We start from the raw sequence: 23,020 nt of genomic DNA, 5'->3' as shown, positions 1-23,020 counted from the left end.
TTATAGCGCAACCATGTCTCAGATTATCTACAAGATCGCGCCCGAAGCGCTTTGGCGCGAGGCCGAGAAAAACGGCCGTTTCACCGGCGCTCCGATCGATATCGCCGACGGCTTCATCCATTTCTCCACCGCTGATCAGGTCAGGGAGACGGCGGCGAAGCATTTCGCCGGCCAGATGGATTTGCTGCTGATCGCCATCGACGGGGCGCTGCTCGGTGACGCGCTGAAGTACGAGGTCTCGCGGGGCGGCGCGCTGTTTCCGCATCTTTACGGCGAGCTCGACCTGAAGACAGTCCTGTGGGTGCGGCCATTGCCGCTGGGCGCCGACGGCACGCATCAATTCCCGGCGCTGGAGGCCGAATGAGCGTGTTCGACCGCATCGGCCAGAAACTGCTGTTCACCTTCGACCCTGAAACGGCGCATGGCATGTCGATCGCGGCGCTGCGATGCGGTCTGCCGGTCGGCGGGCGGACGGTGCGCGACGACAGGTTGAAGCTCAGCCTCTGTGGCATCGCCTTCCCCAATCCGCTCGGCATGGCCGCCGGCTACGACAAGAACGCCGAAGTGCCCGACGCGCTGCTTGGCCTCGGCTTCGGCTTTGCCGAAGTCGGCACCGTGACGCCGCTGCCGCAAGCGGGCAATCCGAAGCCGCGCATCTTCCGGCTGACCCAGGATGACGCGGTGATCAACCGCCTGGGCTTCAACAATGAGGGCCACGAGGCGGCGGAAAAACGCCTTGCCGCGCGCCAGGGACGCGGCGGCATTGTCGGCGTCAACATCGGCGCCAACAAGGACAGCGCCGATCGTGTCCGTGACTATGAGTTGGGCGTTTCCCGCTTTGCGAAATACGCCAGCTATCTCACCGTCAACATCTCGTCGCCCAACACGCCCGGCCTGCGCACCATGCAGGCGCGCGAACAGCTCGGCGAACTTCTGGCTCGCGTCGTATCGGCGCGTGCCTCGGCATCGGCCCAGCCACCAATCTTCCTCAAGATCGCACCTGATCTGGTCGAGGCCGAGCTGGAGGACATCGCCGCCGAGGTCAGCGAAAAGCAGATCGACGGGGTCATCGTCTCCAACACGACGCTGGCGCGGACCGGATTGCGTAGCACCACCAGCGAGACCGGAGGGCTCTCCGGCAAGCCGCTGTTCGAACGCTCGACGATCGTGCTGGCCAAGATGCGCAAACTGCTCGGGCCGGAGTGCGCCATCATCGGCGTCGGCGGTGTCGATTCTGCCGAGACGGCTCTGGAAAAAATCCGCGCCGGCGCCGATCTGGTGCAACTCTACACCGGCATGATCTATGCCGGCCCCGCGCTGCCAGGCCGCATTCTTTCAGGCATGGTGCGCTTTGCAGAAAAGGAAAGGCTGACGTCTTTGCGCGAACTGCGCGACAGCCGGCTCGATCAGTGGGCTGCCAAGGCGCTCTAAAAAGCCGTGCGCAGCCTGAGCCGCAGGATGGCCAGCAGGCTGAAGCCGCGCACCAGCAGGAAAACGTGCAGCGCCGCCCACAGGCCGCGATTGCCGAGAGACGGCGCCAAGCTGAACAATGCGGCGCTGAAGGCCAGGAACGACACCAGCATCATGTTGCGCATGTCGCGCGACCACGTGGCGCCGATGAAGACGCCGTCCATCTGGAAGGCCAGCACGCCGCTCAACGGTGTCAGTGCCGCCCACGGCAGATAGATGTCGGCAGCAGCACGAACGTCCTGCGACGTGGTGATCAAAGAAATCAGGCCGGCGCCGCCGAGCCAGAAGATCAGCGTCGCGGTTCCGGCGAGGCCGAACCCCCAGAACAAGGTCAGACGCACCGCCCGGCGGAACGCCGTCTCGGCGCGTGCGCCGATCGCGCGTCCCGCCAACTGCTCGGCGGCTGTGGCAAAACCGTCGAGGAAATAGCCGGCGACGAGAAAGAAGTTCATCAGCACGGCATTGGCGGCCAGCGTCAGCGTGCCGAACTGCGCGCCCTGGCGGGTGAACAGCGCGAAAGCGGCGAGCAGCGAGAACGAGCGGATCATGATATCGCGGTTGAGCGACAGCATGCGCAGGAAAGCGGGCATGTCGAGCAGGCGATGCCGCGGCAGGCGGGGTGCGGCCCGGAACCGCCAGACAACGATGGCGAGACCCAGCAGCATGGCCAGACATTCGCCGGTGACGGTCGCCCAGGCCACGCCGGCGACGCCCCAGCCAAGCTTCAGGCCGAGCAGGATGCAAAGCACGATGTTGATGCCGTTGAGCACCGCCTGCAGCATCAGCCCAAGCCCGCCCTCGCCGCGTCCAAGGACATAGCCGAGGATGGCGTAGTTGATCAGCGTGAAGGGGGCGGCGAGCATTCTGATGTGGATATAGACGCCCATCGCCTCGCCGACGCGCGCTTCGCCGCCGATGAATTTCTGGCCGGCGATGGCGATCAGCGGCGCAAGGACGACAAGCACGATGCCGGCGGCGGCCGCGATCAGCACGGCGCGCCAGAACACCGCCTGCTCCTCGGTTTCGTCGCCGCGCCCAAACGCCTGGGCGACGAGGCCGGTGGTGCCGGAGCGCAGGAAATTGAAGGTGCTGAAGACGACGTCGAAGACCAGGGCCCCGGCCGCCAGGCCGCCGAGCAGGGCGGCATCGCCGAACTGCCCGACCACCGCCGTGTCGACGATGCCGAGCAGCGGCGTCGTCAGATAGGCGAGCGTCATCGGCACGGCGATGGCGAGCACCGAACGATTGGTGACGGCGAAGGGTCTCGCGTCGGCTGGGGTTGCACCCGTGTCCAGGGGATTGCTGCCTTGCTGGTTGCGGCTTGATCGAACAGCCGATGTGCCCCATTTTCCCGCCACCGCGCAATCACTCTTGCCGTGACGGCCAACCGAAATGTTCTTCTGGCGCGAGCCCGCCGGATCCCAGTACTGGTTTTAAGCAATTCCCAAAGGGAAGCGCTACGCGCTTCTCCCGGGAAAACCGCTGCACACTTTTCCTGGAATTGCTTTAGCCATGCCCCTGCAGATCGTCCATCATCCCGACTACGATGCCGGCTTCGCCGTCAATCATCGCTTTCCGATGAGCAAATATCCGCTGCTGATGCAGGCCTTGCATATCAGGGGTCTGATCCATGCCGGGGCGCTGTCGATGCCCGAGCCGGCGCCGGCCTCCTGGCTGAAGCTCGCCCATGCGGCTGATTATGTCGTCCAGGTCATCACGTGTTCAGTGCCTGAAAAGATCGAGCGCGAGATCGGCTTTCCCGTGGGACCGCGCGTTTCGCTCAGGGCGCAACTCGCCGCCGGCGGCACGGTGCTGGCGGCGCGACTGGCGCTTATCAATGGCATTGCCTGCAACAGCGCCGGCGGCAGCCACCATGCGCGGCGCGCGCAAGGCGCGGGCTTCTGCACCTTCAACGATGTTGCCGTCGCTTCGCTGGTGCTGCTAGCCGAAGACGCGGTGAAAAACATCCTGATCGTCGATCTCGATGTGCATCAGGGCGACGGCACCGCGGACATCCTGAAAGACGAGCCACGCGCGTTCACCTTTTCCATGCATGGCGAGCGCAATTATCCGGTGCGCAAGATTGCCTCCGATCTCGACGTTGCCCTGCCGGACGGCACCGGCGATGGCGCCTATCTCGAACGGCTGGGTGTCCTCCTGCCGGAGCTCTCGGCCAAGGCGCACTGGGACATCGTCTTCTACAATGCCGGTGTCGACGTGCATGCCGAGGACCGGCTTGGCCGGCTGTCGCTCAGCGATGACGGCGTGCGTGCCCGCGACGCCATGGTGATCGGTCATTTCCGCGCGCTGGGCATCCCGGTCTGCGGTGTCATCGGCGGCGGCTATTCGACCGATGTCGCAGCGCTGGCCGCGCGCCACGCCATCCTGTTCGAGGTGGCGTCGGACTTTGCCTGAGTGGCCTTCGGTTTGAGCACAATCTTTTCCGAAAACCGGTTGCCACTTTTCGGGATCATGCCTCCGCTTCACTTCCGGTAGTTCGCGACCCTGAGCAGGATGAACACCGGCACGACGATCGCGGCGCCGAGCAGGATATAGCCCAAGAAGCGATAGACCGCGTTGAAGCCAAGATTCCACAGATCGATGAAGAAACCCTGGATGCGGTAGAAGACGTCCATCGGCGTCCAGCCGAACGCATTCATGACCAGGCCGACGAGGAACGACACGACCAGCAGCTTGACGATCACCCTGACGGGCGAGTCACCGAGAAAGCGCGTCACTGTGGACAAGGGGCCTGCCTCCAGATTGGTGTGCCCGGATTCGGGGTACAAACCACGAATACGCACTTGCTGCGCCCACATCAAGGCAGGCGGACTGGCGCAATCGGTCGGGGTTTCCAACAGCCGTTTACGAAGAGCTGTCCAAGGGCGATTGCCCGAAGCACGCCCGTCATGATATCGAGAGGCCAATGCGGGTATGATGTAATGGTAGCTTGTCAGCTTCCCAAGCTGAACGCGAGGGTTCGATTCCCTCTACCCGCTCCAGTTCCTATCCCACCTCCCGCAAGATAAAATCGTGCAGCATCTTGGCTGCCGGCGACAGGACGCGGTTCTTCACCGTGATCAGGCTGTAGGGGCGGACCTCGATGTCAAACTCGGTCTGGACGACATCGATGGCGCCGGCGAGACCGTCGGGGTTCTGGATGAATTTTGCCACCTGGATCGACACCGGGGCGATGGCGTCGGACTGCGCCACCATGACCAGTGTGAGCAGCAGGGACGAGGTGTTAAGGATGCGGTCCGGCAGGGCGATGTTGCGGTTCAGGAAATTGCTCTCCATCGCCTGGCGCAGCGGCGACCCGCCCGACTGGAACACCCAGTCGAAGGCGGCGGTGTCCTCCAGCCGCACCGCCCTCCCATTGTTAAGAGGATGGCCATTGCTCAGCGGGTGGCCGCGACGCACGATCAGGCAGGCCTTCTCGACGCCGATGACACGGGATTCGAACAGCCGCGGATTGAGGTCTTCGGGAACACGGGCTATGATGAAATCATGGCGCGTGGCGATCAGTTCGCGCGCCAGCACATTCGACGTCTCGACCTGCATGGTAATTTCGATGCGCGGATAGAGGCGGCGTATCTCGCGGATCGCCGGGACCGCCAGTTCGATCGCCGGCGCCGTCACCGCGCCAAGGAACACCGAGCCGCCCTTGCCGGCCTTGAGCTCCGATATTTCGCGGTCGGCCTCGCGCATTTCGAGCAGGATCGAGCGCGCGCGCCGGGCCAGCGCCTTGCCGTAAGGGGTGAGTGTGATGCCGCGCGGCAGCCTTTCGCAGAGCTTCACCTCGAGCACCGCTTCCATCTCGGAAATCATGCGCGAGGCCGCCGGCTGCGAGATGTTCATCACCTGGGCGGCAGCACTCACCCGACCGTGATCGTCGAGTGCTGCGATCATGCGCATGTGACGCAGGCTCAAGCCGCTACGCAGAAGTGTCTCGCCATCGCCCGGCAATTCATCGTAACCGCTTGAAATTCCCTGAGGACCTCGTAAAGCCGCCATGCCTTTTCCCGCTTCCGCCACTGTTCCAGCCCGGTTTAGTCATATACCGGTTTTGGTATAGCAACCACCGAAGATCGCATTTGACAGTTATGGCAAAGGGTCACACTTTCGCGCGTCCTCAAGACTTGACGGTCGATGACGAGCAAAATCGTATCGATTTAAATCAAAACTGAGGGCCGATTGGGAGGATACCGGAGATCGATTATGACGGCGGCGGCGCTTTGGCGCATCCGCCCGACTGCGCGGCCCGCGAAGCCCCGAGGTGTCGCGTCCATCAACCAGGGAGAGTTTTACGTGAAAATCATCAAGACACTGGCCGCCGTCGCGGCCCTTGGCATCGCTGCCATGACCTACTCGGCGCACGCAGCCGACAAGGGTCTTGTCGGCGTGCTGATGCCGACCAAGACCTCGCAGCGCTGGATCAATGACGGCGATGCCGTCAAGTCCCAGCTCGAAGCTCTCGGCTACACGGTCGACCTGCAGTACGCGCAGGACGACATCCCCAACCAGCTCAGCCAGCTGGAAAACGAAATCACCAAGGGCCCGAAGGCGCTGATCATCGCTTCGATCGACGGCACGACCCTGTCGGACGCGCTGCAGAAGGCCGCTGACGCCGGCGTCGTCGTCGTCGCCTATGACCGCCTGATCAAGAAGACCGCCAATGTCGATTACTACACCACCTTCGACAATTTCGGCGTCGGCGTGATCCAGGCGAACTCGCTGGTCAAGGGCCTCAAGGAGCGCTTCCCGAACACCAAGCCGTGGAACGTCGAACTGTTCGGCGGCTCGCCGGACGACAACAACGCCTTCTTCTTCTACAACGGCGCAATCTCGGTGCTGCAGCCGCTGATCGATGACGGCTCGATCAAGATCAAGTCCGGCCAGACCGGCATGGACAAGGTCGGCACGCTGCGCTGGCTCGCCGCCACCGCCCAGGCGCGCATGGACAACCTTCTGTCGGCCAACTACTCGGACGGCAGCCGCGTCGATGGCGTTCTGTCGCCCTATGACGGCCTGTCGCGCGGCATCACCGCTTCGCTGCGCGCCGTCGGTTACGGCACCGACGCCCAGCCGTGGCCGATCGTGACCGGCCAGGACGCCGAGACCGCTTCGGTCAAGCTGATCATCACGGGCGAGCAATACTCGACCGTGTTCAAGGACACCCGCGAACTGGCCAAGGCCACCGTCGAACTCGTCGACAAGGTGCTCTCGGGCGGCAAGCCGGACGGCCTGGATGAAAAGACCTACAACAACGACGTCAAGGTCGTTCCCTCGATCCTTTTGACGCCGCATGAGGTCGACAAGTCGAACTACCAGGCACTGGTCGTCGACTCCGGCTACATCAAGGCCGACGAACTGAAGTAATCCGTTTAGAAAGACAGGGGTCCTGCGCGACGCAGGACCCCTTTCCGTTCACAAGCGACCCCGGTATTGTTTCTACCGGACTTAGTTTGCGTGCATGTCGTTGTCTCAAACCGCAAGCAATTTTGAGCGACATGCAACAGGAGGAGCTTGCCCTGATGACGACGATTTTGGAGATGCGCGACATCACCAAGACCTTCCCCGGCGTGAAGGCGCTGTCGAACGTCAACCTCAGCGTCGAAGAAGGCGAGATCCACGCCGTGGTTGGCGAGAACGGCGCCGGCAAGTCGACGCTGATGAAGGTTCTGTCGGGCGTCTATCCCGCCGGCACATATGACGGCCAGATCATTTTTCAGGGTCAGGAATGCCAGTTCAAAGGTATCCATGACAGCGAACACAAGGGCATCGTCATCATCCACCAGGAGCTAGCGCTGGTGCCGATGCTGTCGATCACCGAAAATATCTTCCTCGGCAACGAAAACGCCCGATACGGCGTCATCGACTGGGATGCCAACGAGGCGCGCACCGCTGCCCTGTTGAAGAAGGTGGGCCTCAAGGAGGACCCCAAGACACTGATCACCAATATCGGCGTCGGCAAGCAGCAGCTGGTCGAGATCGCCAAGGCGCTGAGCAAGGACGTCAAGCTTTTGATCCTCGATGAGCCGACCGCGTCGCTCAGCGAGAAAGACAGCCAGGCGCTGCTCGATCTTCTGCTCGAATTCAAGCGGCAAGGCATGACCTCGATCCTGATCTCGCACAAGCTCAACGAGATCAACCGGGTCGCCGACAAGGTAACCGTCATCCGTGACGGGCGCACCATCGAGACGCTGGCCAAGAAGGATATCTCCGAAGACCGCATCATCACCTCGATGGTCGGCCGTTCGCTAGACGACCGCTATCCGCCGCGCGAGCCCAAGATCGGCGAAGTCGTGTTCGAGGTGAAGAACTGGTCGGTCTATCACCCGCTCCATGCCGAGCGGCAGGTGATCAAGGGCATCGACATCAATGTGCGCAAGGGCGAGGTGGTCGGCATCGCCGGGCTGATGGGCGCCGGCCGCACCGAATTCGCCATGAGCCTGTTCGGCCGCTCCTATGGCCGCCGCATCACCGGCGAAGTGCTGCTCAAGGGCAAGCCGGTCGATGTCTCCTCGGTAAGCAAGGCGGTCCAACACGGCATCGCCTATGTCACCGAGGACCGCAAGACCTACGGCCTCAACCTCATCGACCATATCAAGCATAACATTACGCTGGCCAATCTCGACGGCGTGTCGCGCCACAGCGTGATCGACGACATGCGCGAACTTGCGGTCGCCAACGACTATCGCAAGAAGACCAATATCCGTGCGTCAAGCGTCTATCAGATGACCGGCAATCTTTCCGGCGGCAACCAGCAGAAGGTGGTGCTGTCGAAATGGTTGTTTGCCGACCCTGACGTGCTGATCCTCGACGAGCCGACACGCGGCATCGATGTCGGCGCCAAGTATGAAATCTACACGATCATCGCGCGCCTTGCCTCGGAGGGTAAGGCGATCGTGGTCATCTCGTCGGAAATGCCGGAATTGCTGGGGATTACCGACCGCATCTACGTCATGAACGAAGGGCGCATGGTGGGCGAAATGCCCGCGGCGGAAGCAAGCCAGGAAAAGATAATGCGCGCCATCGTCCGGGGAGAAGGAAAAGCAGCATGAGCACCGAAAGCGCCCCCGCCCCGCAGGGCAACGTCGCCGACGAACAGCGCCCGCGCATCGCCGTCTCGGCGCTGGCGACGAATTTACGCGAATACGGGCTGATCATAGCCCTGATCGTCATCATGCTGTTCTTCCAGTTCACCACGTCGGGGACGTTGTTCAAGCCGGTCAACCTCAGCAATCTGGTGCAGCAGAACTCCTTCATCATCGTGATGGCGCTGGGCATGCTGCTGGTGATCGTATCGGGCTATATCGACCTCAGCGTCGGATCGGTCGCCGGTTTCATCGGCGCGCTGGCGGCAAACATGATGGTCATCTGGCAACTCGGACCGCTGAGCAATCCGCTGGTGGTTTCGATCGTCTGCCTGGTCGCGGGTGGCCTGATCGGCGCCGCGCAAGGGTATTGGATCGCCTATCACCGGATACCGAGCTTCATCGTCACGCTGGCCGGCATGCTGATCTTCCGCGGCATTTGCCAGGCGTTGCTTGGCGGCGGCTCGTCGGTGGGTCCGCTTCCCGACGACTTCAAGATGCTCAGCTCCGGCTTCATCCCGGATGTGATCGGCCCACTGACGCTCGTCCCGCCGGTCGTGAACGCAGCCGGCAAGACCATCATGGGCAGCGGCGTGACCCTGCACATGACGACGGTCGTGCTGGGGCTGATCGCCGTGCTCGCCTATGCCTATTTCGGGGTCCGCACCCGGCGCAAACGAGAACGCCATGGTTATGAGGCCGAGCCCTTCACCCTGTTCGTGGTCAAGACGCTGGTCGCCAGCGCGCTGGCGCTGTTCCTGGTCTATGAGTTTGCCAGCTACCGCGGCCTGCCGGTGGTGCTGCTGGTCATGGGCGTGCTGATCACGCTGTTCGTCTTCGTCACCAAGCGCATGACCATCGGGAGGCGCATCTACGCCATGGGCGGCAATCCCAAGGCGGCGCAGCTGTCGGGCATCAACACCGAGCGGCTGACGCTGATGGTGTTCATCAATATGGGCGTGCTGTCGGCGCTTGGCGGCCTGATCATCGCGGCTCGTCTCGGCCAGGCGGTGCCGGCGGCGGGTCTCGGCTCGGAGCTCGACGTCATCGCCGCAGTGTTCATCGGCGGCGCCTCGGCGATGGGCGGCGTCGGCCAGGTCATCGGGGCAGTCGTCGGCGGCTTCATCATGGGCGTGATGAACAACGGCATGTCGATCATGGGCGTCAATGTCGACTGGCAGCAGGTGGTCAAAGGCCTGGTGCTGCTCGGCGCCGTGATCTTCGACGTCTACAACAAGAACAAGGCCTGACAAGCTTCAGGCGAGGCAAGCAGGAGGCATACGGTCGCGGCGCAGCCGGCAAGTTGTCGGCACAAGAAGTCCCCCGAGGGATGGAGCTCGCGAGCGCAATCCGGACGAAGAGTTCAACCCGTGGCGCGGCGAGGTCCGAGCCGCGCAGGTCAAGGTTTGCCAAGGGGCAACCCGGCCAAGGCACATGAGAGAGGATTTCATCATGCTAATCTCCCAGATCCTCGACGACGCCGAGACCATCCGCGTCGTCGCCCGCAATGGCGGCGGCAAGACCAGGATCATCAACGGCGCCCGCAGCGTCTATTCGCTGGCCATGGAAGCCGCGCGCACCGGAACGGCCCTCGCCGCGCTGATCGAGCGCAAGGGGTTCGGTGAAGCGATAGACCTCGACGCCGTCTACAAGAAGGGCCGGCTGGTGTCCCCGATCAACCATCCCGATCCTGCGCATCTGCATCTGACCGGCACCGGCCTGACCCATCTCGGCTCGGCGGCGACGCGCGATTCCATGCACAAGAAGCTCAGCGATGGCGGCGAGGAGCAGCTTACCGATTCCATGAAGATGTTCCGCATGGGGCTCGAAGGCGGCAAGCCGGCCAAGGGCCAGACCGGCGTGCAGCCGGAATGGTTCTACAAGGGCAACGGCACCATGGCGGTGGCGCCGGGCGCCGCACTGATGTCGCCGGCCTTTGCGCAGGACGCCGGCGAGGAGCCGGAAATCGCCGGCATCTATGTCATCGGCGACGACGGCGCGCCGTTCCGCGTCGGCTTCACGCTGTCGAACGAGTTTTCCGATCATGTTACCGAGCGGGTGAACTATCTGTTCCTGGCACATTCCAAACTGCGCAACGCCTCGTTCGGGCCGGAAATCCTGATCGGCGACCTGCCGGCCGACGTCAGGGGCTCATCGCGAATCTATCGCGACAGCAATTTGCTGTGGGAAAAGCCGTTCCTGTCGGGCGAAGCGAACATGTCGCACACAATCGCCAATCTCGAACATCATCACTTCAAATATTCGGCCTTCCGCCAGCCGGGCGACGTGCATGTGCACATGTTCGGCACGGCGACGCTGTCCTTTGCCGACGGCATCAAGACTCAGGCCGGCGACGTTTTCGAGATCGAGGCCGCGGATTTCGGCCTGCCGCTGCGCAACCCGCTGGAGATTGAGCAGCCGGTTAAGGTGGCGGTGAAGGCGCTTTGAGGCAGCATCACAATTTGGGAGCCGGAAATGAACGGAATGCGGCTTGTCATTGTGTTCACGGGCGTGGCCCTGTTCCTGACCCAACCGTCGGTGGCCTTTAGCGCCGGCCAGTGCAGCCCGAAGTCCTATCGTGAAGCCCGTTTGGCGATGACGAGCCGTCTTCTGGCAACCGGCTATTCGAAAGCCCAGGTGAGCTTTCTGATGCGCAACACGGATCACATGACATCAGCGCTTCGCAGCGACAGGCTGAACAACAATGGCAAGGTCTGCGGCATCGACTCCGCCAAGGCCCATGTCCTCGGTTGCCTCGACAAGCAGTTGTTCCCGTTGAAGCGCGGCTCAAACGCTTCGCTCGACGAGGTCAAACTGACCGAAGGCTTTTGGGGCAGGAAACGTTTGGCCGCACGCGAACTGCTGTTTATCGGCCATTTTCATGCCTGCCTTGGCGCCGCGAAATCGTATCTCTTTCGCGGCTGACGCCGGCGGACGGGACTCAATAGATATCGAAATCGAAATACTTGGCCTGGATCTTCTTGTAAGTGCCGTCGGCGACGATGGCGTCTATCGCCGCGTTGAGCTTGTCGCGAAGTGCCGTGTCCTCCAGGCGGACAGCGATGCCGGCTTGCGTCTCGGTGCCCTTGACGTCACCGACAAGCTTGCAGCAGCCGTCGCTCGCCTTCTTCAGCCAGTCCATCAGAACGAATTTGTCGGAGATGACGGCGTCGAGACGGCCGTTCTGCAAGTCGGTGATCGCCTCTTCCTGGGTGGGGTAGAGTTTCGCCTCGGCGCCGGCCTTGCCATAGGCGTCCTGCGCATAGTCGGCCTGGGTGGTCGAGGCCTGCGCGCCCACCGTCTTGCCGGCAAGGGCTGCCGGTTCGGTGGAAGTGAGGTCGCTGTCCTTGGGCGCCACCAGCGCCAGCGGCGTCGTGTAGTATTTGTTGGTGAAGGCGACCTGTTTCTTGCGCTCCTCGGTGATGCTCATCGAGGCGATGATGGCGTCGAACTTTTTCGCCTGCAGCGCCGGGATGATGCCGTCCCAGTCCTGGGTGACGATCTCGCACTCGACCTTCATCTGCGCACACAGCGCATTGGCGATGTCGATGTCGAAGCCCTCGATCTTGCCGTCCGCGGTGATGGTGTTGAAGGGCGGATAAGCGCCCTCGGTGCCGATCTTCAATTTCTCCTGCGCCTCAGCCAGCGAGCCGGCCGATATCACCAGCATGGCAGCGCCCGCTGCCGATATGATCCATCTTGAAATCTGCATTTTGGTTCCCCTTGCGCGCCGTTCTCTTGCCGGCCACCGAAAGGCAGCCAAGCATGGTGAGGCAGCGCAGGCAAGTATTTTGCCTGACGGTGATCGAAGGTTCAGCCGGCGGGGCGGAAATGCTTGGAGAGCTTGAGGCCTTGCGCCTGGTAATTCGAGCCGAGATCGGTGCCGTAAAGCGCCTGCGGCCGCTTCAGCATGTGTTCGTAGACCAGCCGGCCGACGATCTGGCCGTGGTCGAGGATGAACGGCACTTCGTGGCTGCGCACTTCGAGCACCGCCCGGCTGCCGGTGCCGCCTGAGGCCGAATGGCCGAAGCCCGGATCGAAGAAGCCGGCATAGTGAACACGGAATTCGCCAACCAGCGGATCGAAGGGCGTCATCTCGGCGGCGTAGAGCGGCGGCACGTGCACGGCTTCGCGGCTGACCAGGATGTAGAACTCGTCCGGGTCGAGCACCAGTTCGCCGGCGCCGCTCTTATAGAGCGGCTCCCAGAAATCGACGGCATCCTGGGCGGCGCGCTTGTCGACATCGACCAAGCCGGTGTGATGCTTGCCGCGATAGCCGACCAGGCCGTTCTGGTCGCCGTCAAGATCGATCGACAGCGCAATGCCGCCGCCGGAAATGTTGGGCGGCTCGGTCGCCACCAGCATCTCGGCGCGGTGCAATTCGTTCAGTTCTGCCTCCGACAACAGCGCGTTGCCGGTGCGAAAGCGGATCTGCGACAGCCTCGATCCGGCGCGTACGACGATCGGGAAGGTGCGCGGACTGACTTCGAGATAAAGCGGCCCGTGATAGCCGGGGGCGATCTTGTCGAACTCATGGCCGCGATCGGTCATCACCCGGGTGAAGATGTCGAGCCGGCCGGTCGAGCTCTTCGGGTTGGCCGAGGCCGACACATTTGCGGGCAGCGCCAGGCTTTCGAGCAGCGGCACGATGTAGACGCAGCCGGTTTCCAGCACCGCGCCCTCGGCGAGACTGAACTCATGCAATTTCAGCCGGTGAAGCTTGTCGGCCACCAGATGATCGGGACCCGGCAGGAAGGAGGCGCGCACGCGAAAAGCCTTGTCGCCGAGCCTGAGATCGAGGCTCGCCGGCTGCACCTGGTCGACATCGAGCGCGCGCGGCGACTTCAGCGCGCCGGACTGAAACAGCGCGGAAATGTCCTGATCGGGAAGAATGCCTGTCTGCCGCAAAAGGCTGGCTCCGCTCCAAGGTCGGTCTCTTTGTGGCAGGTTCTTGCCGCAAAACCGCTGGATATTATTGCGGAACCTGCCTGGTACAAACCTCTTAATGAAGCCGGCAATTGACGCAAGCGCAGGTGAGGTCTAAAGGGTCGTTATCCCGTGGTGATTTGGCCGGTCGGCTTGCAGCCACGTTAAACAAGTCGCTAAAGGACCGTCGGGCCGCAAGGCCATATGGACCGGTTGCGACTTTCGCGGCCGGTTTTTTTGTGTCTGGAACAAAAACGATGAGCACCAAGAAGCGTAACTGGAAACCTCAGACCGCACTCGTGCACGGGGGAACGCTGCGTTCCCAGTTCGGCGAGACGTCCGAAGCGATGTACCTCACCCAAGGCTATGTCTACGAGACGGCGCAGGCTGCCGAGGCCCGTTTCAAGGGCGAGGAGCCGGGCTTCATCTATTCGCGCTATGCCAACCCTACCGTCGACATGTTCGAAAAGCGCATGTGCGCGCTGGAGGGTGCCGAAGATGCGCGCGCCACGGCGTCCGGCATGGCGGCGGTGACGGCAGCGCTCCTGTGCAGCGCCAAGGCCGGCGACCATATCGTTGCGGCGCTCGCGCTGTTCGGCTCCTGCCGCTGGGTGGTGGAGACGCTGGCGCCGAAATACGGCATCGAGGCAACGCTGGTCGACGGCACCGACGTCGCCAACTGGGAAAAGGCGGTGCGGCCGAACACGAAACTGTTCTTCCTGGAAAGCCCGACCAATCCGACGCTGGAAGTGGTCGACATCGCAGCGGTGGCGGCGCTCGCCACCTCGATCGGCGCCAGGCTGATCGTCGACAATGTCTTTGCCACGCCCTTGCAGCAGAAGCCCTTGCAGCTCGGCGCCCATATCGTCGTCTACTCCGCGACCAAGCACATTGACGGCCAGGGACGCTGTCTCGGCGGCATCATCCTGTCGGACAAGAAATGGATCGACGAGAATTTGCACGACTATTTCCGCCACACCGGCCCGAGCCTGTCGCCGTTCAACGCCTGGACGCTGCTCAAGGGCCTGGAGACGCTGCCGGTTCGGGTGCGCCAGCAGACGGAAAGCGCGGCCAAGATCGCGGATTTCCTGGCAGGACGGCCGGAAATCGCCCGCGTCATCTATCCCGGCCGCGCCGACCACCCGCAGGCCGACATCGTCAAGAAGCAGATGACGGGCGGATCGACGCTGATCTGCCTCGACGTCAAGGGCGGCAAGCAGGCGGCCTTCGCCTTGCAGAACGCGCTCGACATCGTGCTGATCTCCAACAATCTCGGCGACGCCAAGAGCCTGATCACCCATCCGGCGACCACCACGCACAAGAACCTCAGCGACGAAGCTCGCGCCGAACTTGGCATCGGGCCGGGAACGCTCAGGCTGTCGGTCGGTCTTGAGGATACGGACGATCTGCTGGAGGACGTTGCGCAGGCGCTGAAGGCAGCCGGGTAGGCCGCGAGGCGTCACGCTCCCGACGAAACCTCTTCCAGTTCGGCCGTCTTGGTGCCGATGGTCATGGTGTTGCCGCGCCAGTCGACGGCGCCGCTCAGCCAGCCGCGCGCCCAGATGGCGGGAAGCATCATGTCGCGGACCATCATCGCCGGGACCATGCGCAGCGACAGATGCCAGCCCTTGGCCGCGGCCAGCGCGCATTCGGGAATGTAGGCCGCCGTCAGCACGGCCGACACCGTGGCCGGCAGGCTGATGCCGGCACTTGCGGCCGCCACCAGCGCCAACGCCAACGGCACGGCGACGCCGGTCAGGATCTCGGGTGCGAAAAACAGCGGGAAAGTGACGCGGCGCAACCGCGCCCAGCGCGCCTGACGCGACCAGATGTCGGCAAGTCGGCGCTGCCCCAGTGGTTGCTCGAAAGGCGAGGCAACGAGATTGACGCGCAGGCCCAGTCCGTTGACCAGCTTGGTTGCAGCAGCATCCTCGGCGATCTCGGCGGCCAGCGCGCGGATACCGCCACTGGTATCGAGCATCGGTTTGTTCCACAGCATGCTCTTGCCTTGGGCAAAGCCGAGACCGAGCGCCTCGCCGGCATATTGCCAGCGCGCCTGCAGCGTGTTGAGGAACGCGCATTCGACCTCGGCCCAAAAGCCATCCGGCCGAGAGCCGATCGGCGTCGAGCAGATAAGCCCGGTATTGGTCCGCCAGGCCGCCATCAGGTGCTGGACGTAATCCCTTGGCATCAGCACGTTGGAATCCGCCAGAATAACCCAATGATAGCGCGCCGCTTCCCAGCCCTTGACGCAGTTGTTGAGCTTCGGGTTGCTGCTGACGCGGTCGTCGCCGATCAGCAGCCGGGCCGGCACGTTGGGAAACAGGACGATCGCCCTGTTTATCAGTTTGACGACGGGATCGTCGGCGTGAGCGACGCAGAAGATCAGTTCGTAGCGCGGCCAGTCGAGCGAGAAGGCTCGCTGCAGCGTCTCTTGTGTGAACGGCTCCACGCCGCGCGACGGCACGACGATCGAGACCGGTGGCTGCTCGCCGGACGGCGGAGGGATAAGGCGACGCGCTTGCAGTTTCGACGAAGCAAGCAGGATGCTGGCGAGATTGGAAAGAAGCAAAGCGGAGGAAGCGAAGGCGGCTGTGAGAGCTAGTTCCATCGAGATCTGGTCACTCCGGAAAGGCCGCTCGCGGCTGCTTTGTCAGTCGACAGATGGGCCTTGAGTCGCCGGCAAGGTTTGCGCACACCAACATTGTCATGTGTCACTTAAATGACATTGTTTGTCGGCACTGCGCTTTGAGGCTGGCAGGACATGCCGCTCTGCGCGTATCAAACCGCATGGCGCGACAAATGTTCCCTGCTGCGCAACCGGAGCAGCCCATGTACCGCGCCGTCACGCGCAACATCGAAGTGCAGGTCAGACCGTTCTACCTGGAGGACCGCTCGGACCCGGCGGAGAACCGTTATGTCTGGGGCTACCAGGTGACGATCGACAACCAGTCGGACGATTTCGTGCAGCTTATGTCGCGTTACTGGCACATCACCGACGGCAGCGGCCGGATCGAGGAAGTGCGCGGCGCCGGCGTGGTCGGCGACCAGCCTGAGCTCAATCCCGGCGACAGCTATCAATACACGTCAGGCTGCCCGCTCTCGACGCCCTCCGGCTTCATGGTCGGCCACTACACCATGCGCAACAAAAAGGGCGAGACGTTCGACGTCGCTATTCCCGCGTTTTCGCTGGATCTGCCGGGGACCCGACGGACGGTGAATTAGGGGTTTTCACCCCGTCACTATACGGGGAGAAATGCCCGGCAGGGCAATGAGGGGCAGCGCCAGAGTCATGAGGTTATCTTCCACGCACATGACCTAGGCTATGCGCGGCCATTCACCAAAGTTCGCGCTGCCCTCATCCGCCCTTCGGGCACCTTCTCCCCGTGAACGGGGAGAAGGAAGAGATGCTACTGAGTTGCAAACTCCGCCGGGTCGAAGTCGTACTGCTTCGAGCAGAACTCGCAGGCGACGTGGATGCCGCCATCTTCGGTGCTGTCCTTGATCTCCTGCGCGGAAAACCCCTCGAGGATGCCGCGTATCTTGTCCCTTGAGCAGGAACATTGGTCGGCGACCGGCACGCCGCCGAAGACGCGCACGCCATGTTCGTGGAACAGCCTGTAGAGCAGCCGCTCGGCGCCGATGGTCGGGTCGATCAGCTCGGTCGGCTCGATGGTGCCGAGCAGCGCCACCAGCTCGCGCCACGAATTGTCGGCCGGCTCCTGCGTCACGTCACGCGGATCGCCGTCGCCGCCCGAAATGTCGGGCACGCGCATGCGCTCGGGTGACTGCGGCAGGAACTGCGCCAGGATGCCGCCGGCGCGCCACTGCTCACGAGCGCCGCCGGGACCTGGCGTCAGCAGCTTGGCCACCGACAGCCTGAGGTCGGTCGGGATCTGCTCCGACTGGCGGAAATAGGTGCGCGCGGCGTCTTCCAGCGTCTCGCCGTCGAGCTGGACGATGCCCTGATAGCGCTGCGTGTGCGCGCCCTGGTCGATGGTCAGCGCCAAAACGCCGCTGCCCAGCAGCGTCTGCTGCGAGGTCTGGCCTCCGGCCACCAGGGCCTCCAGCCGGTCGGCGTCGAAACGCGCATAGGCGCGCAATGCCGAAGGCGTGGAGAAATCCGCGACCAGCATGTCGACCGGCCCGTCGGTGCGGGTCTGCAGGATGAACTTGCCTTCGAATTTGAGCGAGGTGCCGAGCAGCACCGTCAGCACACAGGCTTCCGCGAGCAGGCGGGCGACCGGCTCGGGATAGTCGTGACGGTTGAGGATGGCGTCGAGCATCGGCCCGAGTTGCACGGTGCGGCCGCGCACGTCGAGCGGGCCGACCTCGAAGGGTACGACATGATCGTCGCCGGCATAGCCGAACTCGCCGAGTTTGGGGTGATGTTCAGTCACTTGATGCGTTTCCAACATGACAAAGCTCCAGGGCGCGGCCATGCGGCCCGGAGGGGTGCATGCGTCCAAACGCGCTTGATTTGCGTGATGCGGCGCAAATAGGCATCACGCCGCCCCGGATCAAGCGCTTCGAGATCAAGCGCCTGGAGATCAAGCGCCCAGACACCAGGCCAAAACCGCCTTCTGGGCGTGAAGCCGGTTCTCGGCTTCGTCGAAGACCACCGAATGCGGCCCGTCGATGACCTCGTCGGTCACTTCCTCGCCGCGGTGCGCCGGCAGGCAGTGCATGAACAGGGCGTCGGGCTTGGCCCTGGCCATCAGCGCCGCATTGACCTGATAGGGCGAGAAGACATTATGGCCGCGGGCGCGGTGTTCCTGGCCCATAGACACCCAGCAGTCGGTGACGATGCAGTCGGCTTGGTCGACGGCCTCTTCGGGCGAGCGGGTGAAGTGCAGCTTGCCGCCATTGGACTTCGACCAGTCGATGTGCTTTTGCGCCGGCTCGCTGCCTTCCGGCACTGCGACGTTCAGGTTGAAGCGGAACCGCGCCGAAGCTTCGAGCAGCGAATGCAGCACGTTGTTGCCGTCGCCGGTCCAGGCGATGGTCTTGCCGGCAACCGGACCGCGATGCTCCTCGAAGGTCATGATGTCGGCCATCAGCTGACAGGGATGGGTGTCGTCGGTCAGCCCGTTGATGACCGGAATCGTGGCATTCTCGGTCAGCTCGAGCAGCCGCTCATGCGACGTGGTGCGGATCATGATGGCGTCGACATAGCGCGACAGCACCTTGGCGGTGTCGGCAATGGTCTCGGAGCGGCCGAGCTGCATTTCGGTGCCGGTCAGCATGATGGTCTCGCCGCCGAGCTGTCGCATGCCGACGTCGAAGGACACGCGCGTGCGCGTCGACGGCTTGTCGAAGATCATGGCCAGCACCTTGCCTTCGAGCGGTTTGGTCCGTTCGCCGGCCTTGAGGCGCGCCTTGCGCACCACCGCATCGTCCAGCATCAGGCGCAGATCGCCTTCGGAAACGGCGGAAAGATCGGTGAAATGGCGAAGGCTCATCGGGAATGGTTCTCGGGATTACTTCGCGGCGGCCGCGGCGATGGCGTCGGTCAGGCCCTTGGCGGCGGCGCGGATGCGATCGAGCGCTTCGCCGATCTCGGCGTCGGTGACGGTCAGCGGCGGCAGCAGACGAATGACGTTGTCGCCGGCCGGCACCGCCAGCAGATGCTGGTCGCGCAGCGCCATGTTGACCTTGGTGTTTGGCATGGCGCATTTCAGGCCAAGCATCAGGCCGCTGCCCCTGATGCCTTCGATGACATCGGGAAATTCGTCGGCGACCGCCGCCAGGCCCTGCTTCATCAGCAATGCCTTGCGCTGGACGTCTTCAAGGAAGCCGTCTTCCAGCACGACGTCGAGCACAGCGTTGCCGACCGCCATGGCCAGCGGATTGCCGCCGAAAGTGGTGCCATGCACGCCTGCCGTCATGCCGACGACAGCGTCGTCGGTGGCGAGGCACGCGCCCATCGGAAAGCCGCCGCCAATGCCTTTGGCAATCGCCATGATGTCGGGCGTCACGCCGGTCCATTCATGCGCGAACAGCTTTCCGGTGCGACCGATACCGCACTGGACCTCATCGAAGATCAGCAGCAGGCCGTGCTGGTCGCAGAGCTGCCGCAGCCGTTTCAAGGATTGCGTCGGCACCGGGCGGATGCCGCCCTCGCCTTGCACCGGTTCGATCAGGATCGCGGCGGTCTCTGGTGTGATCGCCTTTTCGGCGGCGTCGATGTCGTCGAAGCCGACCTGGTCGAAGCCTTCGACCTTGGGCCCAAAACCTTCGAGATATTTGTACTGGCCGCCGGCGGCGATGGTCGCCAGCGTGCGGCCGTGGAAGGCGCCTTCGAAGGTGACGACCCGGAAGCGCTCGGGATGGCCCTTGACGAACTGGTAGCGCCGCGCCGTCTTGATCGCGCATTCGAGCGCCTCGGCGCCGGAATTGGTGAAGAACACCTTGTCGGCGAAGGTGGCGTCAGCCAGCCGCTCGCCGAGCCGGGTCTGCCCCGGGATCTCGTAGAGATTGGAGACGTGCCAGAGCTTGGCCGCCTGTTCGGTCAGCGCCGAGACCAGATGCGGATGGCTGTGGCCCAACGAATTGACCGCGATGCCGCCAGCGAAATCGAGATATCGCTCGCCCTTGTCGGTAACCAGCCAGGTGCCTTCGCCATGATCGAAGGCCAAAGGGGCGCGGGCAAAGGTCTCGTAAAGCGCCGAACCGCTCATTATATGCGTCTCCGGTACCGGAAAAATCAAAAAAGCCGCCAAAGCGGCGGCCTTTGCGGCTTATCGTGTTTTTCGGCCATGAAGTCAACGAAAACGTCGTGCAGAGGCGCGTGGCCAGCTCCCGACGAGACGCCGGCTCATAAGCGACCGGGCAAGTTGGGGAAAACCTAAAAAACCGATTCGTGTTGCACCTGGGACTCTTGTCACCGAGTCAACACATGAGGTAATTGTAGTCGGGAAATAACTAGATTTCGTGCGGCGGACCTAATCACCTAATATATGTGGTGTCTGCCCCGGCAAAGATTGCCGGGTCGGGAACGGATTCCGGCTGCCGCACACATAGCAGGAGCGCGGTCTCATGAACTGGACTGACGAGCGGGTCGAACTTCTCAGGAAACTGTGGTCGGAGGGCTTGAGCGCAAGCCAGATCGCCGCACAACTCGGCGGGGTCAGCCGCAACGCGGTCATCGGCAAGGTGCACCGGCTGAAGCTGTCGGGCCGCGGACGCTCGACCGCGACGCCGGCGCGTCAGAAGAAGACAACGCAGGGATCTTCGATCCAGAAATCGGTGCCTCGCGCCGCAACCACGCAGCGCCATGTCACGACTTCGATCGGGGCGAACGCACTGCAGGCGCAGTTCGACGCCGAGCCAGTGGCGCGCCACTACATCCGCCCGGTCGAAAACGTCGTCGTGCCGATCTCGCGGCATCTGCAGCTCACCGATCTCACCGAGCGCACCTGCAAATGGCCGAATGGCGATCCGCTATCGGAAGACTTCAACTTCTGCGGCAACGAGGCGGCTGAAACCGGACCTTACTGCAAGTACCACGCAAGGGTGGCGTTCCAGCCGGCTTCAGAGCGGCGCAGGAGCCGGTAGTTAGGAATAGGGATTGGGGACTGGGCAGTAGGGAATGGGGTAGCGCTCGTGAGGCGCCACCTTATTCTGCCTACTGCCTACTGCCTACTGCCTACTGCCTACTGCCTACTGCCTACTGCCTACTGCCTACTGCCTACCATCACAGCCACCCACTCTTCCGAAATCGCCAATACAAAAACGAGCAGATCAGCGCGATCGAGACCAATACGACGGGATAGCCGTATTGCATCTTCAGTTCCGGCATGTCGTCGAAATTCATGCCGTAAATGCCGGCGAGCGCCGTCGGCACCGCCAGGATCGCGGCCCATGAGGCCAGCTTCTTGGTGTTCGCGGTTTCCTGGCTCTGGCCGACCAGCAGGCTGGCTTCGAAAGCGAAGGCCAGAACCTCGCGCAGGCTGTCGATCTTTTCCTGCACGGTGCGGATATGGTCGGTGACATCGCGAAACAGCGGATGCATTGCGGTATGGATCTGCGGCAGTTCGGCGCTGGTCAGCCGGCGGCAGACCTCGACCAACGGCAGCGCCGCATTGCGCAGGCGCAACAGATCGCGGCGCAGCATGTAGAGCCGCTCGATGTCGGGACCGGTCATCGGCTTCAGCAGCACCCTGTCCTCGATCGCCTCGACCTCGTCCTCGATCTGCTCGAGCACCGGCATGTAGTTGTCGACGATGAAGTCGAGAATGGCGTAGAGGACGAAATCCTCGCCCTTGGCCAGTGAGTGCGGACAACTTTCCCAGTGCTGGCGCACGGCGGCGTATGAGGTCGAGGGACCATGCCTGACGCTGACGATATAGCCTGAGCCGACGAACAGATGCGTCTCGCCGAAGGTGACGCGTCCGTCGATCAGCTGTGCAGTGCGGGCAACGATGAACAGCGCATCGCCATATTGCTCGATTTTCGGCCGCTGGTGCGGATGTTCGGCGTCTTCGATCGCCAGTTCGTGCAGATGAAATTGCGCCTTGACGCGCAGCAGAAGCTCGCGGTCGGGTTCGAGCAGCCCGATCCAGACGACATGGCCCGACTTCTTGGCCCATTCGCCGGCTTCCTCGATCGGTATGTCGGCGATGCGCTTGCCGGCGGTGTAGACGCTCGACGCGATGATGCCGGACGATGCCGGCGCCGGCTTGAACTCTCGGACATATTCCATCGCAGCCTCCTGAGCGCCTGGCCTTGGCCAGGAACCGAGACGCTAACATCCAGGTAGTTTAGCGCAATATGATTAAGCATTCGAGGGGCGCGCGATCACTTCACCGGCAGCGCCGGCAGGGCAACCTTGTCGGTCTTGTCGCCCTTGGGACGCTCGGCCGGCAACTGCTCGCCGGTGACGATGTAGTAGATCGTCTCGGCAATGTTGGTGGCGTGGTCGCCGATGCGCTCGATGTTCTTGGCGCAAAACAGCAGATGCGTGCACGGCGTGATGTTGCGCGGATCTTCCATCATGTAGGTCAGCAATTCGCGAAACAGCGAGGTGTACATGGCGTCGATCTGGTCGTCGCGGTCGCGAACGAAGCCTATTTTCTCGACCGAGCGCGAGGCATAGACGTCGAGCACTTCCTTGAGCTGGGTCAAAGCGAGTTCGGCCAGCGCCTCGAGGCCGCGAAACAGGCTGGTCGGCTGGCGGCCGTCAATGACGCTGACCACACGCTTGGCGACGTTCTTGCCGAGGTCACCGACCCGTTCGAGGTCGGCCGAAATGCGGATGGCGCCGACGATCTCGCGCAGATCCGTCGCCATGGGCTGGCGCTTGGCGATGATGACGATGGCTTTGTCGTCGATTTCGCGCTGGCCATCGTCAAGCACGATGTCGTCACGAATGACCTTCTGGGCGAGGCCGGGATCGGCATTGACCAGCGCCTGGATCGCCTGCTCGACCATGCGCTCGGCATGGCCGCCCATCGCAGCGATGCGCTTCGCCAGGTATTTCAGCTCTTCGTCATAGGCGCTGACAATGTGTACGGACTGCATGGGCG

The 23,020-nt window shown here is 63.0% G+C and carries 22 protein-coding genes, 1 tRNA gene and 1 riboswitch; of the genes, 12 read left to right on the top strand and 11 right to left on the bottom strand.

All coding sequences use genetic code 11. The features are described from left to right. Positions 1-13: 13 nt before the first annotated feature. Together X756_RS143045 and X756_RS143050 are read left to right on the top strand one after the other, a co-directional pair. Positions 14-364 carry a DUF952 domain-containing protein gene (locus X756_RS143045; RefSeq protein ID WP_023715339.1) on the top strand — a complete coding sequence of 117 codons (351 nt, stop codon included), beginning with the start codon at positions 14-16 and terminating at the stop codon, positions 362-364. Beyond that, entirely contained in the window at positions 361-1,431 is a 1,071-nt protein-coding gene (locus tag X756_RS143050) for a quinone-dependent dihydroorotate dehydrogenase (protein WP_023730977.1), read from the top strand. Before X756_RS143045 ends, X756_RS143050 begins: the two co-directional genes overlap by 4 nt. Here the strand turns inward: X756_RS143050 and X756_RS143055 are convergent. Next, the gene (locus tag X756_RS143055; protein WP_023730976.1) at positions 1,428-2,765 is read right to left on the bottom strand and encodes an MATE family efflux transporter; all 1,338 of its coding nucleotides are present in this window, start codon (positions 2,763-2,765) and stop codon (positions 1,428-1,430) included. The two genes, X756_RS143050 and X756_RS143055, sit on opposite strands and share 4 nt — an antisense overlap. A 217-nt stretch (positions 2,766-2,982) precedes the next feature. On the opposite strand from X756_RS143055, the gene X756_RS143060 reads away from it, so the two are divergent. Beyond that, positions 2,983-3,885, top strand: coding sequence for a histone deacetylase (locus X756_RS143060; RefSeq protein ID WP_023730975.1), 903 nt, complete (start codon positions 2,983-2,985; stop codon positions 3,883-3,885). A 68-nt stretch (positions 3,886-3,953) separates the two neighbouring features. On the opposite strand, the gene X756_RS143065 is transcribed toward X756_RS143060, so the two are convergent. Continuing rightward, positions 3,954-4,217, bottom strand: a complete 264-nt coding sequence (locus X756_RS143065) for a DUF6460 domain-containing protein (RefSeq protein WP_023681941.1) — start codon at positions 4,215-4,217, stop codon at positions 3,954-3,956. Positions 4,218-4,398: 181 nt separating this feature from the next. Here X756_RS143065 and X756_RS143070 point away from each other — a divergent pair. Further along, a tRNA-Gly gene (locus tag X756_RS143070) sits at positions 4,399-4,472 on the top strand. 4 nt (positions 4,473-4,476) lie between these two features. On the opposite strand, the gene X756_RS143075 is transcribed toward X756_RS143070, so the two are convergent. Beyond that, positions 4,477-5,484 carry a LysR family transcriptional regulator gene (locus X756_RS143075; RefSeq protein WP_023669640.1) on the bottom strand — a complete coding sequence of 336 codons (1,008 nt, stop codon included), beginning with the start codon at positions 5,482-5,484 and terminating at the stop codon, positions 4,477-4,479. 294 nt (positions 5,485-5,778) lie between these two features. On the opposite strand from X756_RS143075, the gene chvE reads away from it, so the two are divergent. The 5 genes from chvE to X756_RS143100 all read left to right on the top strand — a co-directional run bounded on the left by chvE (position 5,779) and on the right by X756_RS143100 (position 11,492). Then, a complete protein-coding gene (gene chvE / locus X756_RS143080; RefSeq protein ID WP_023681943.1) occupies positions 5,779-6,849 on the top strand; it encodes a multiple monosaccharide ABC transporter substrate-binding protein in 1,071 nt (356 codons plus the stop codon). 152 nt (positions 6,850-7,001) lie between these two features. Beyond that, positions 7,002-8,534: a multiple monosaccharide ABC transporter ATP-binding protein gene (gene mmsA, locus X756_RS143085; protein WP_027049369.1), complete on the top strand. Its 1,533-nt coding sequence runs from the start codon at positions 7,002-7,004 to the stop codon at positions 8,532-8,534. Then, positions 8,531-9,817, top strand: a complete 1,287-nt coding sequence (gene mmsB, locus X756_RS143090) for a multiple monosaccharide ABC transporter permease (protein ID WP_023669637.1) — start codon at positions 8,531-8,533, stop codon at positions 9,815-9,817. Before mmsA ends, mmsB begins: the two co-directional genes overlap by 4 nt. A gap of 202 nt (positions 9,818-10,019) precedes the next feature. After that, positions 10,020-11,015, top strand: coding sequence for an AraD1 family protein (araD1, locus tag X756_RS143095; RefSeq protein ID WP_023730974.1), 996 nt, complete (start codon positions 10,020-10,022; stop codon positions 11,013-11,015). A 27-nt stretch (positions 11,016-11,042) separates the two neighbouring features. Beyond that, entirely contained in the window at positions 11,043-11,492 is a 450-nt protein-coding gene (locus X756_RS143100) for a hypothetical protein (RefSeq protein WP_031208582.1), read from the top strand. 16 nt (positions 11,493-11,508) lie between these two features. Here the strand turns inward: X756_RS143100 and X756_RS143105 are convergent, their stop codons facing one another. Continuing rightward, a complete protein-coding gene (locus tag X756_RS143105; protein WP_023688688.1) occupies positions 11,509-12,279 on the bottom strand; it encodes an ABC transporter substrate-binding protein in 771 nt (256 codons plus the stop codon). A 101-nt stretch (positions 12,280-12,380) separates the two neighbouring features. Beyond that, positions 12,381-13,475: a 2'-deoxycytidine 5'-triphosphate deaminase gene (locus tag X756_RS143110; RefSeq protein ID WP_023699517.1), complete on the bottom strand. Its 1,095-nt coding sequence runs from the start codon at positions 13,473-13,475 to the stop codon at positions 12,381-12,383. A 140-nt stretch (positions 13,476-13,615) separates the two neighbouring features. Next, a riboswitch (SAM riboswitch) is annotated at positions 13,616-13,693 on the top strand. A gap of 57 nt (positions 13,694-13,750) precedes the next feature. Between X756_RS143110 and X756_RS143115 the strand changes: the two genes are divergently transcribed. Beyond that, entirely contained in the window at positions 13,751-14,941 is a 1,191-nt protein-coding gene (locus X756_RS143115; protein WP_023730973.1) for an O-succinylhomoserine sulfhydrylase, read from the top strand. Between the two features lie 11 nt (positions 14,942-14,952). Here the strand turns inward: X756_RS143115 and X756_RS143120 are convergent, their stop codons facing one another. Next, a complete protein-coding gene (locus X756_RS143120; protein ID WP_023730972.1) occupies positions 14,953-16,104 on the bottom strand; it encodes a ceramide glucosyltransferase in 1,152 nt (383 codons plus the stop codon). A 221-nt stretch (positions 16,105-16,325) separates the two neighbouring features. Here X756_RS143120 and apaG point away from each other — a divergent pair, with 221 nt between their 5' ends. Then, positions 16,326-16,718: a Co2+/Mg2+ efflux protein ApaG gene (gene apaG / locus X756_RS143125; protein WP_023681948.1), complete on the top strand. Its 393-nt coding sequence runs from the start codon at positions 16,326-16,328 to the stop codon at positions 16,716-16,718. A gap of 185 nt (positions 16,719-16,903) precedes the next feature. Here apaG and X756_RS143130 read toward each other — a convergent pair whose 3' ends face one another. From X756_RS143130 to X756_RS143140, 3 genes are all read right to left on the bottom strand, one after another. Beyond that, complete coding sequence (locus tag X756_RS143130) at positions 16,904-17,935, bottom strand: Hsp33 family molecular chaperone (protein WP_031201668.1); 1,032 nt, start codon at positions 17,933-17,935, stop codon at positions 16,904-16,906. A 108-nt stretch (positions 17,936-18,043) separates the two neighbouring features. Beyond that, complete coding sequence (gene argF / locus X756_RS143135; RefSeq protein WP_023669629.1) at positions 18,044-18,955, bottom strand: ornithine carbamoyltransferase; 912 nt, start codon at positions 18,953-18,955, stop codon at positions 18,044-18,046. 18 nt (positions 18,956-18,973) lie between these two features. Next, entirely contained in the window at positions 18,974-20,173 is a 1,200-nt protein-coding gene (locus X756_RS143140) for an aspartate aminotransferase family protein (protein WP_023730971.1), read from the bottom strand. Between the two features lie 358 nt (positions 20,174-20,531). On the opposite strand from X756_RS143140, the gene X756_RS143145 reads away from it, so the two are divergent. Then, entirely contained in the window at positions 20,532-21,050 is a 519-nt protein-coding gene (locus X756_RS143145; RefSeq protein ID WP_023669627.1) for a GcrA family cell cycle regulator, read from the top strand. A gap of 139 nt (positions 21,051-21,189) precedes the next feature. Here the strand turns inward: X756_RS143145 and X756_RS143150 are convergent, their stop codons facing one another. Continuing rightward, complete coding sequence (locus tag X756_RS143150) at positions 21,190-22,197, bottom strand: magnesium and cobalt transport protein CorA (RefSeq protein ID WP_023692534.1); 1,008 nt, start codon at positions 22,195-22,197, stop codon at positions 21,190-21,192. A 95-nt stretch (positions 22,198-22,292) separates the two neighbouring features. Beyond that, on the bottom strand, positions 22,293-23,015 hold the full coding sequence (gene phoU, locus X756_RS143155) for a phosphate signaling complex protein PhoU (RefSeq protein WP_023730970.1): 723 nt from the start codon (positions 23,013-23,015) through the stop codon (positions 22,293-22,295). Between the last annotated feature and the right edge of the window lie 5 nt (positions 23,016-23,020).

The sequence above is a fragment of the Mesorhizobium sp. LNJC405B00 genome (assembly GCF_000502615.1).
Taxonomy (GTDB): Bacteria; Pseudomonadota; Alphaproteobacteria; order Rhizobiales; family Rhizobiaceae; genus Mesorhizobium.
This window is presented reverse-complemented; position numbering and strand designations above follow the sequence as displayed.

What these genes read in the sequence shown, in the direction of transcription:
- X756_RS143150 (WP_023692534.1), bottom strand. Translation starts at nt 22,197, where the DNA reads ATGGAATATGTCCGAGAGTTCAAGCCGGCGCCGGCATCGTCCGGCATC.
- mmsB (WP_023669637.1), top strand. Translation starts at nt 8,531, where the DNA reads ATGAGCACCGAAAGCGCCCCCGCCCCGCAGGGCAACGTCGCCGACGAA.
- argF (WP_023669629.1), bottom strand. Translation starts at nt 18,955, where the DNA reads ATGAGCCTTCGCCATTTCACCGATCTTTCCGCCGTTTCCGAAGGCGAT.
- X756_RS143045 (WP_023715339.1), top strand. Translation starts at nt 14, where the DNA reads ATGTCTCAGATTATCTACAAGATCGCGCCCGAAGCGCTTTGGCGCGAG.
- X756_RS143060 (WP_023730975.1), top strand. Translation starts at nt 2,983, where the DNA reads ATGCCCCTGCAGATCGTCCATCATCCCGACTACGATGCCGGCTTCGCC.
- araD1 (WP_023730974.1), top strand. Translation starts at nt 10,020, where the DNA reads ATGCTAATCTCCCAGATCCTCGACGACGCCGAGACCATCCGCGTCGTC.
- X756_RS143100 (WP_031208582.1), top strand. Translation starts at nt 11,043, where the DNA reads ATGAACGGAATGCGGCTTGTCATTGTGTTCACGGGCGTGGCCCTGTTC.
- X756_RS143145 (WP_023669627.1), top strand. Translation starts at nt 20,532, where the DNA reads ATGAACTGGACTGACGAGCGGGTCGAACTTCTCAGGAAACTGTGGTCG.
- X756_RS143120 (WP_023730972.1), bottom strand. Translation starts at nt 16,104, where the DNA reads ATGGAACTAGCTCTCACAGCCGCCTTCGCTTCCTCCGCTTTGCTTCTT.
- X756_RS143115 (WP_023730973.1), top strand. Translation starts at nt 13,751, where the DNA reads ATGAGCACCAAGAAGCGTAACTGGAAACCTCAGACCGCACTCGTGCAC.
- X756_RS143075 (WP_023669640.1), bottom strand. Translation starts at nt 5,484, where the DNA reads ATGGCGGCTTTACGAGGTCCTCAGGGAATTTCAAGCGGTTACGATGAA.
- X756_RS143130 (WP_031201668.1), bottom strand. Translation starts at nt 17,935, where the DNA reads ATGGCCGCGCCCTGGAGCTTTGTCATGTTGGAAACGCATCAAGTGACT.
- X756_RS143105 (WP_023688688.1), bottom strand. Translation starts at nt 12,279, where the DNA reads ATGCAGATTTCAAGATGGATCATATCGGCAGCGGGCGCTGCCATGCTG.
- apaG (WP_023681948.1), top strand. Translation starts at nt 16,326, where the DNA reads ATGTACCGCGCCGTCACGCGCAACATCGAAGTGCAGGTCAGACCGTTC.
- X756_RS143140 (WP_023730971.1), bottom strand. Translation starts at nt 20,173, where the DNA reads ATGAGCGGTTCGGCGCTTTACGAGACCTTTGCCCGCGCCCCTTTGGCC.
- phoU (WP_023730970.1), bottom strand. Translation starts at nt 23,015, where the DNA reads ATGCAGTCCGTACACATTGTCAGCGCCTATGACGAAGAGCTGAAATAC.
- X756_RS143050 (WP_023730977.1), top strand. Translation starts at nt 361, where the DNA reads ATGAGCGTGTTCGACCGCATCGGCCAGAAACTGCTGTTCACCTTCGAC.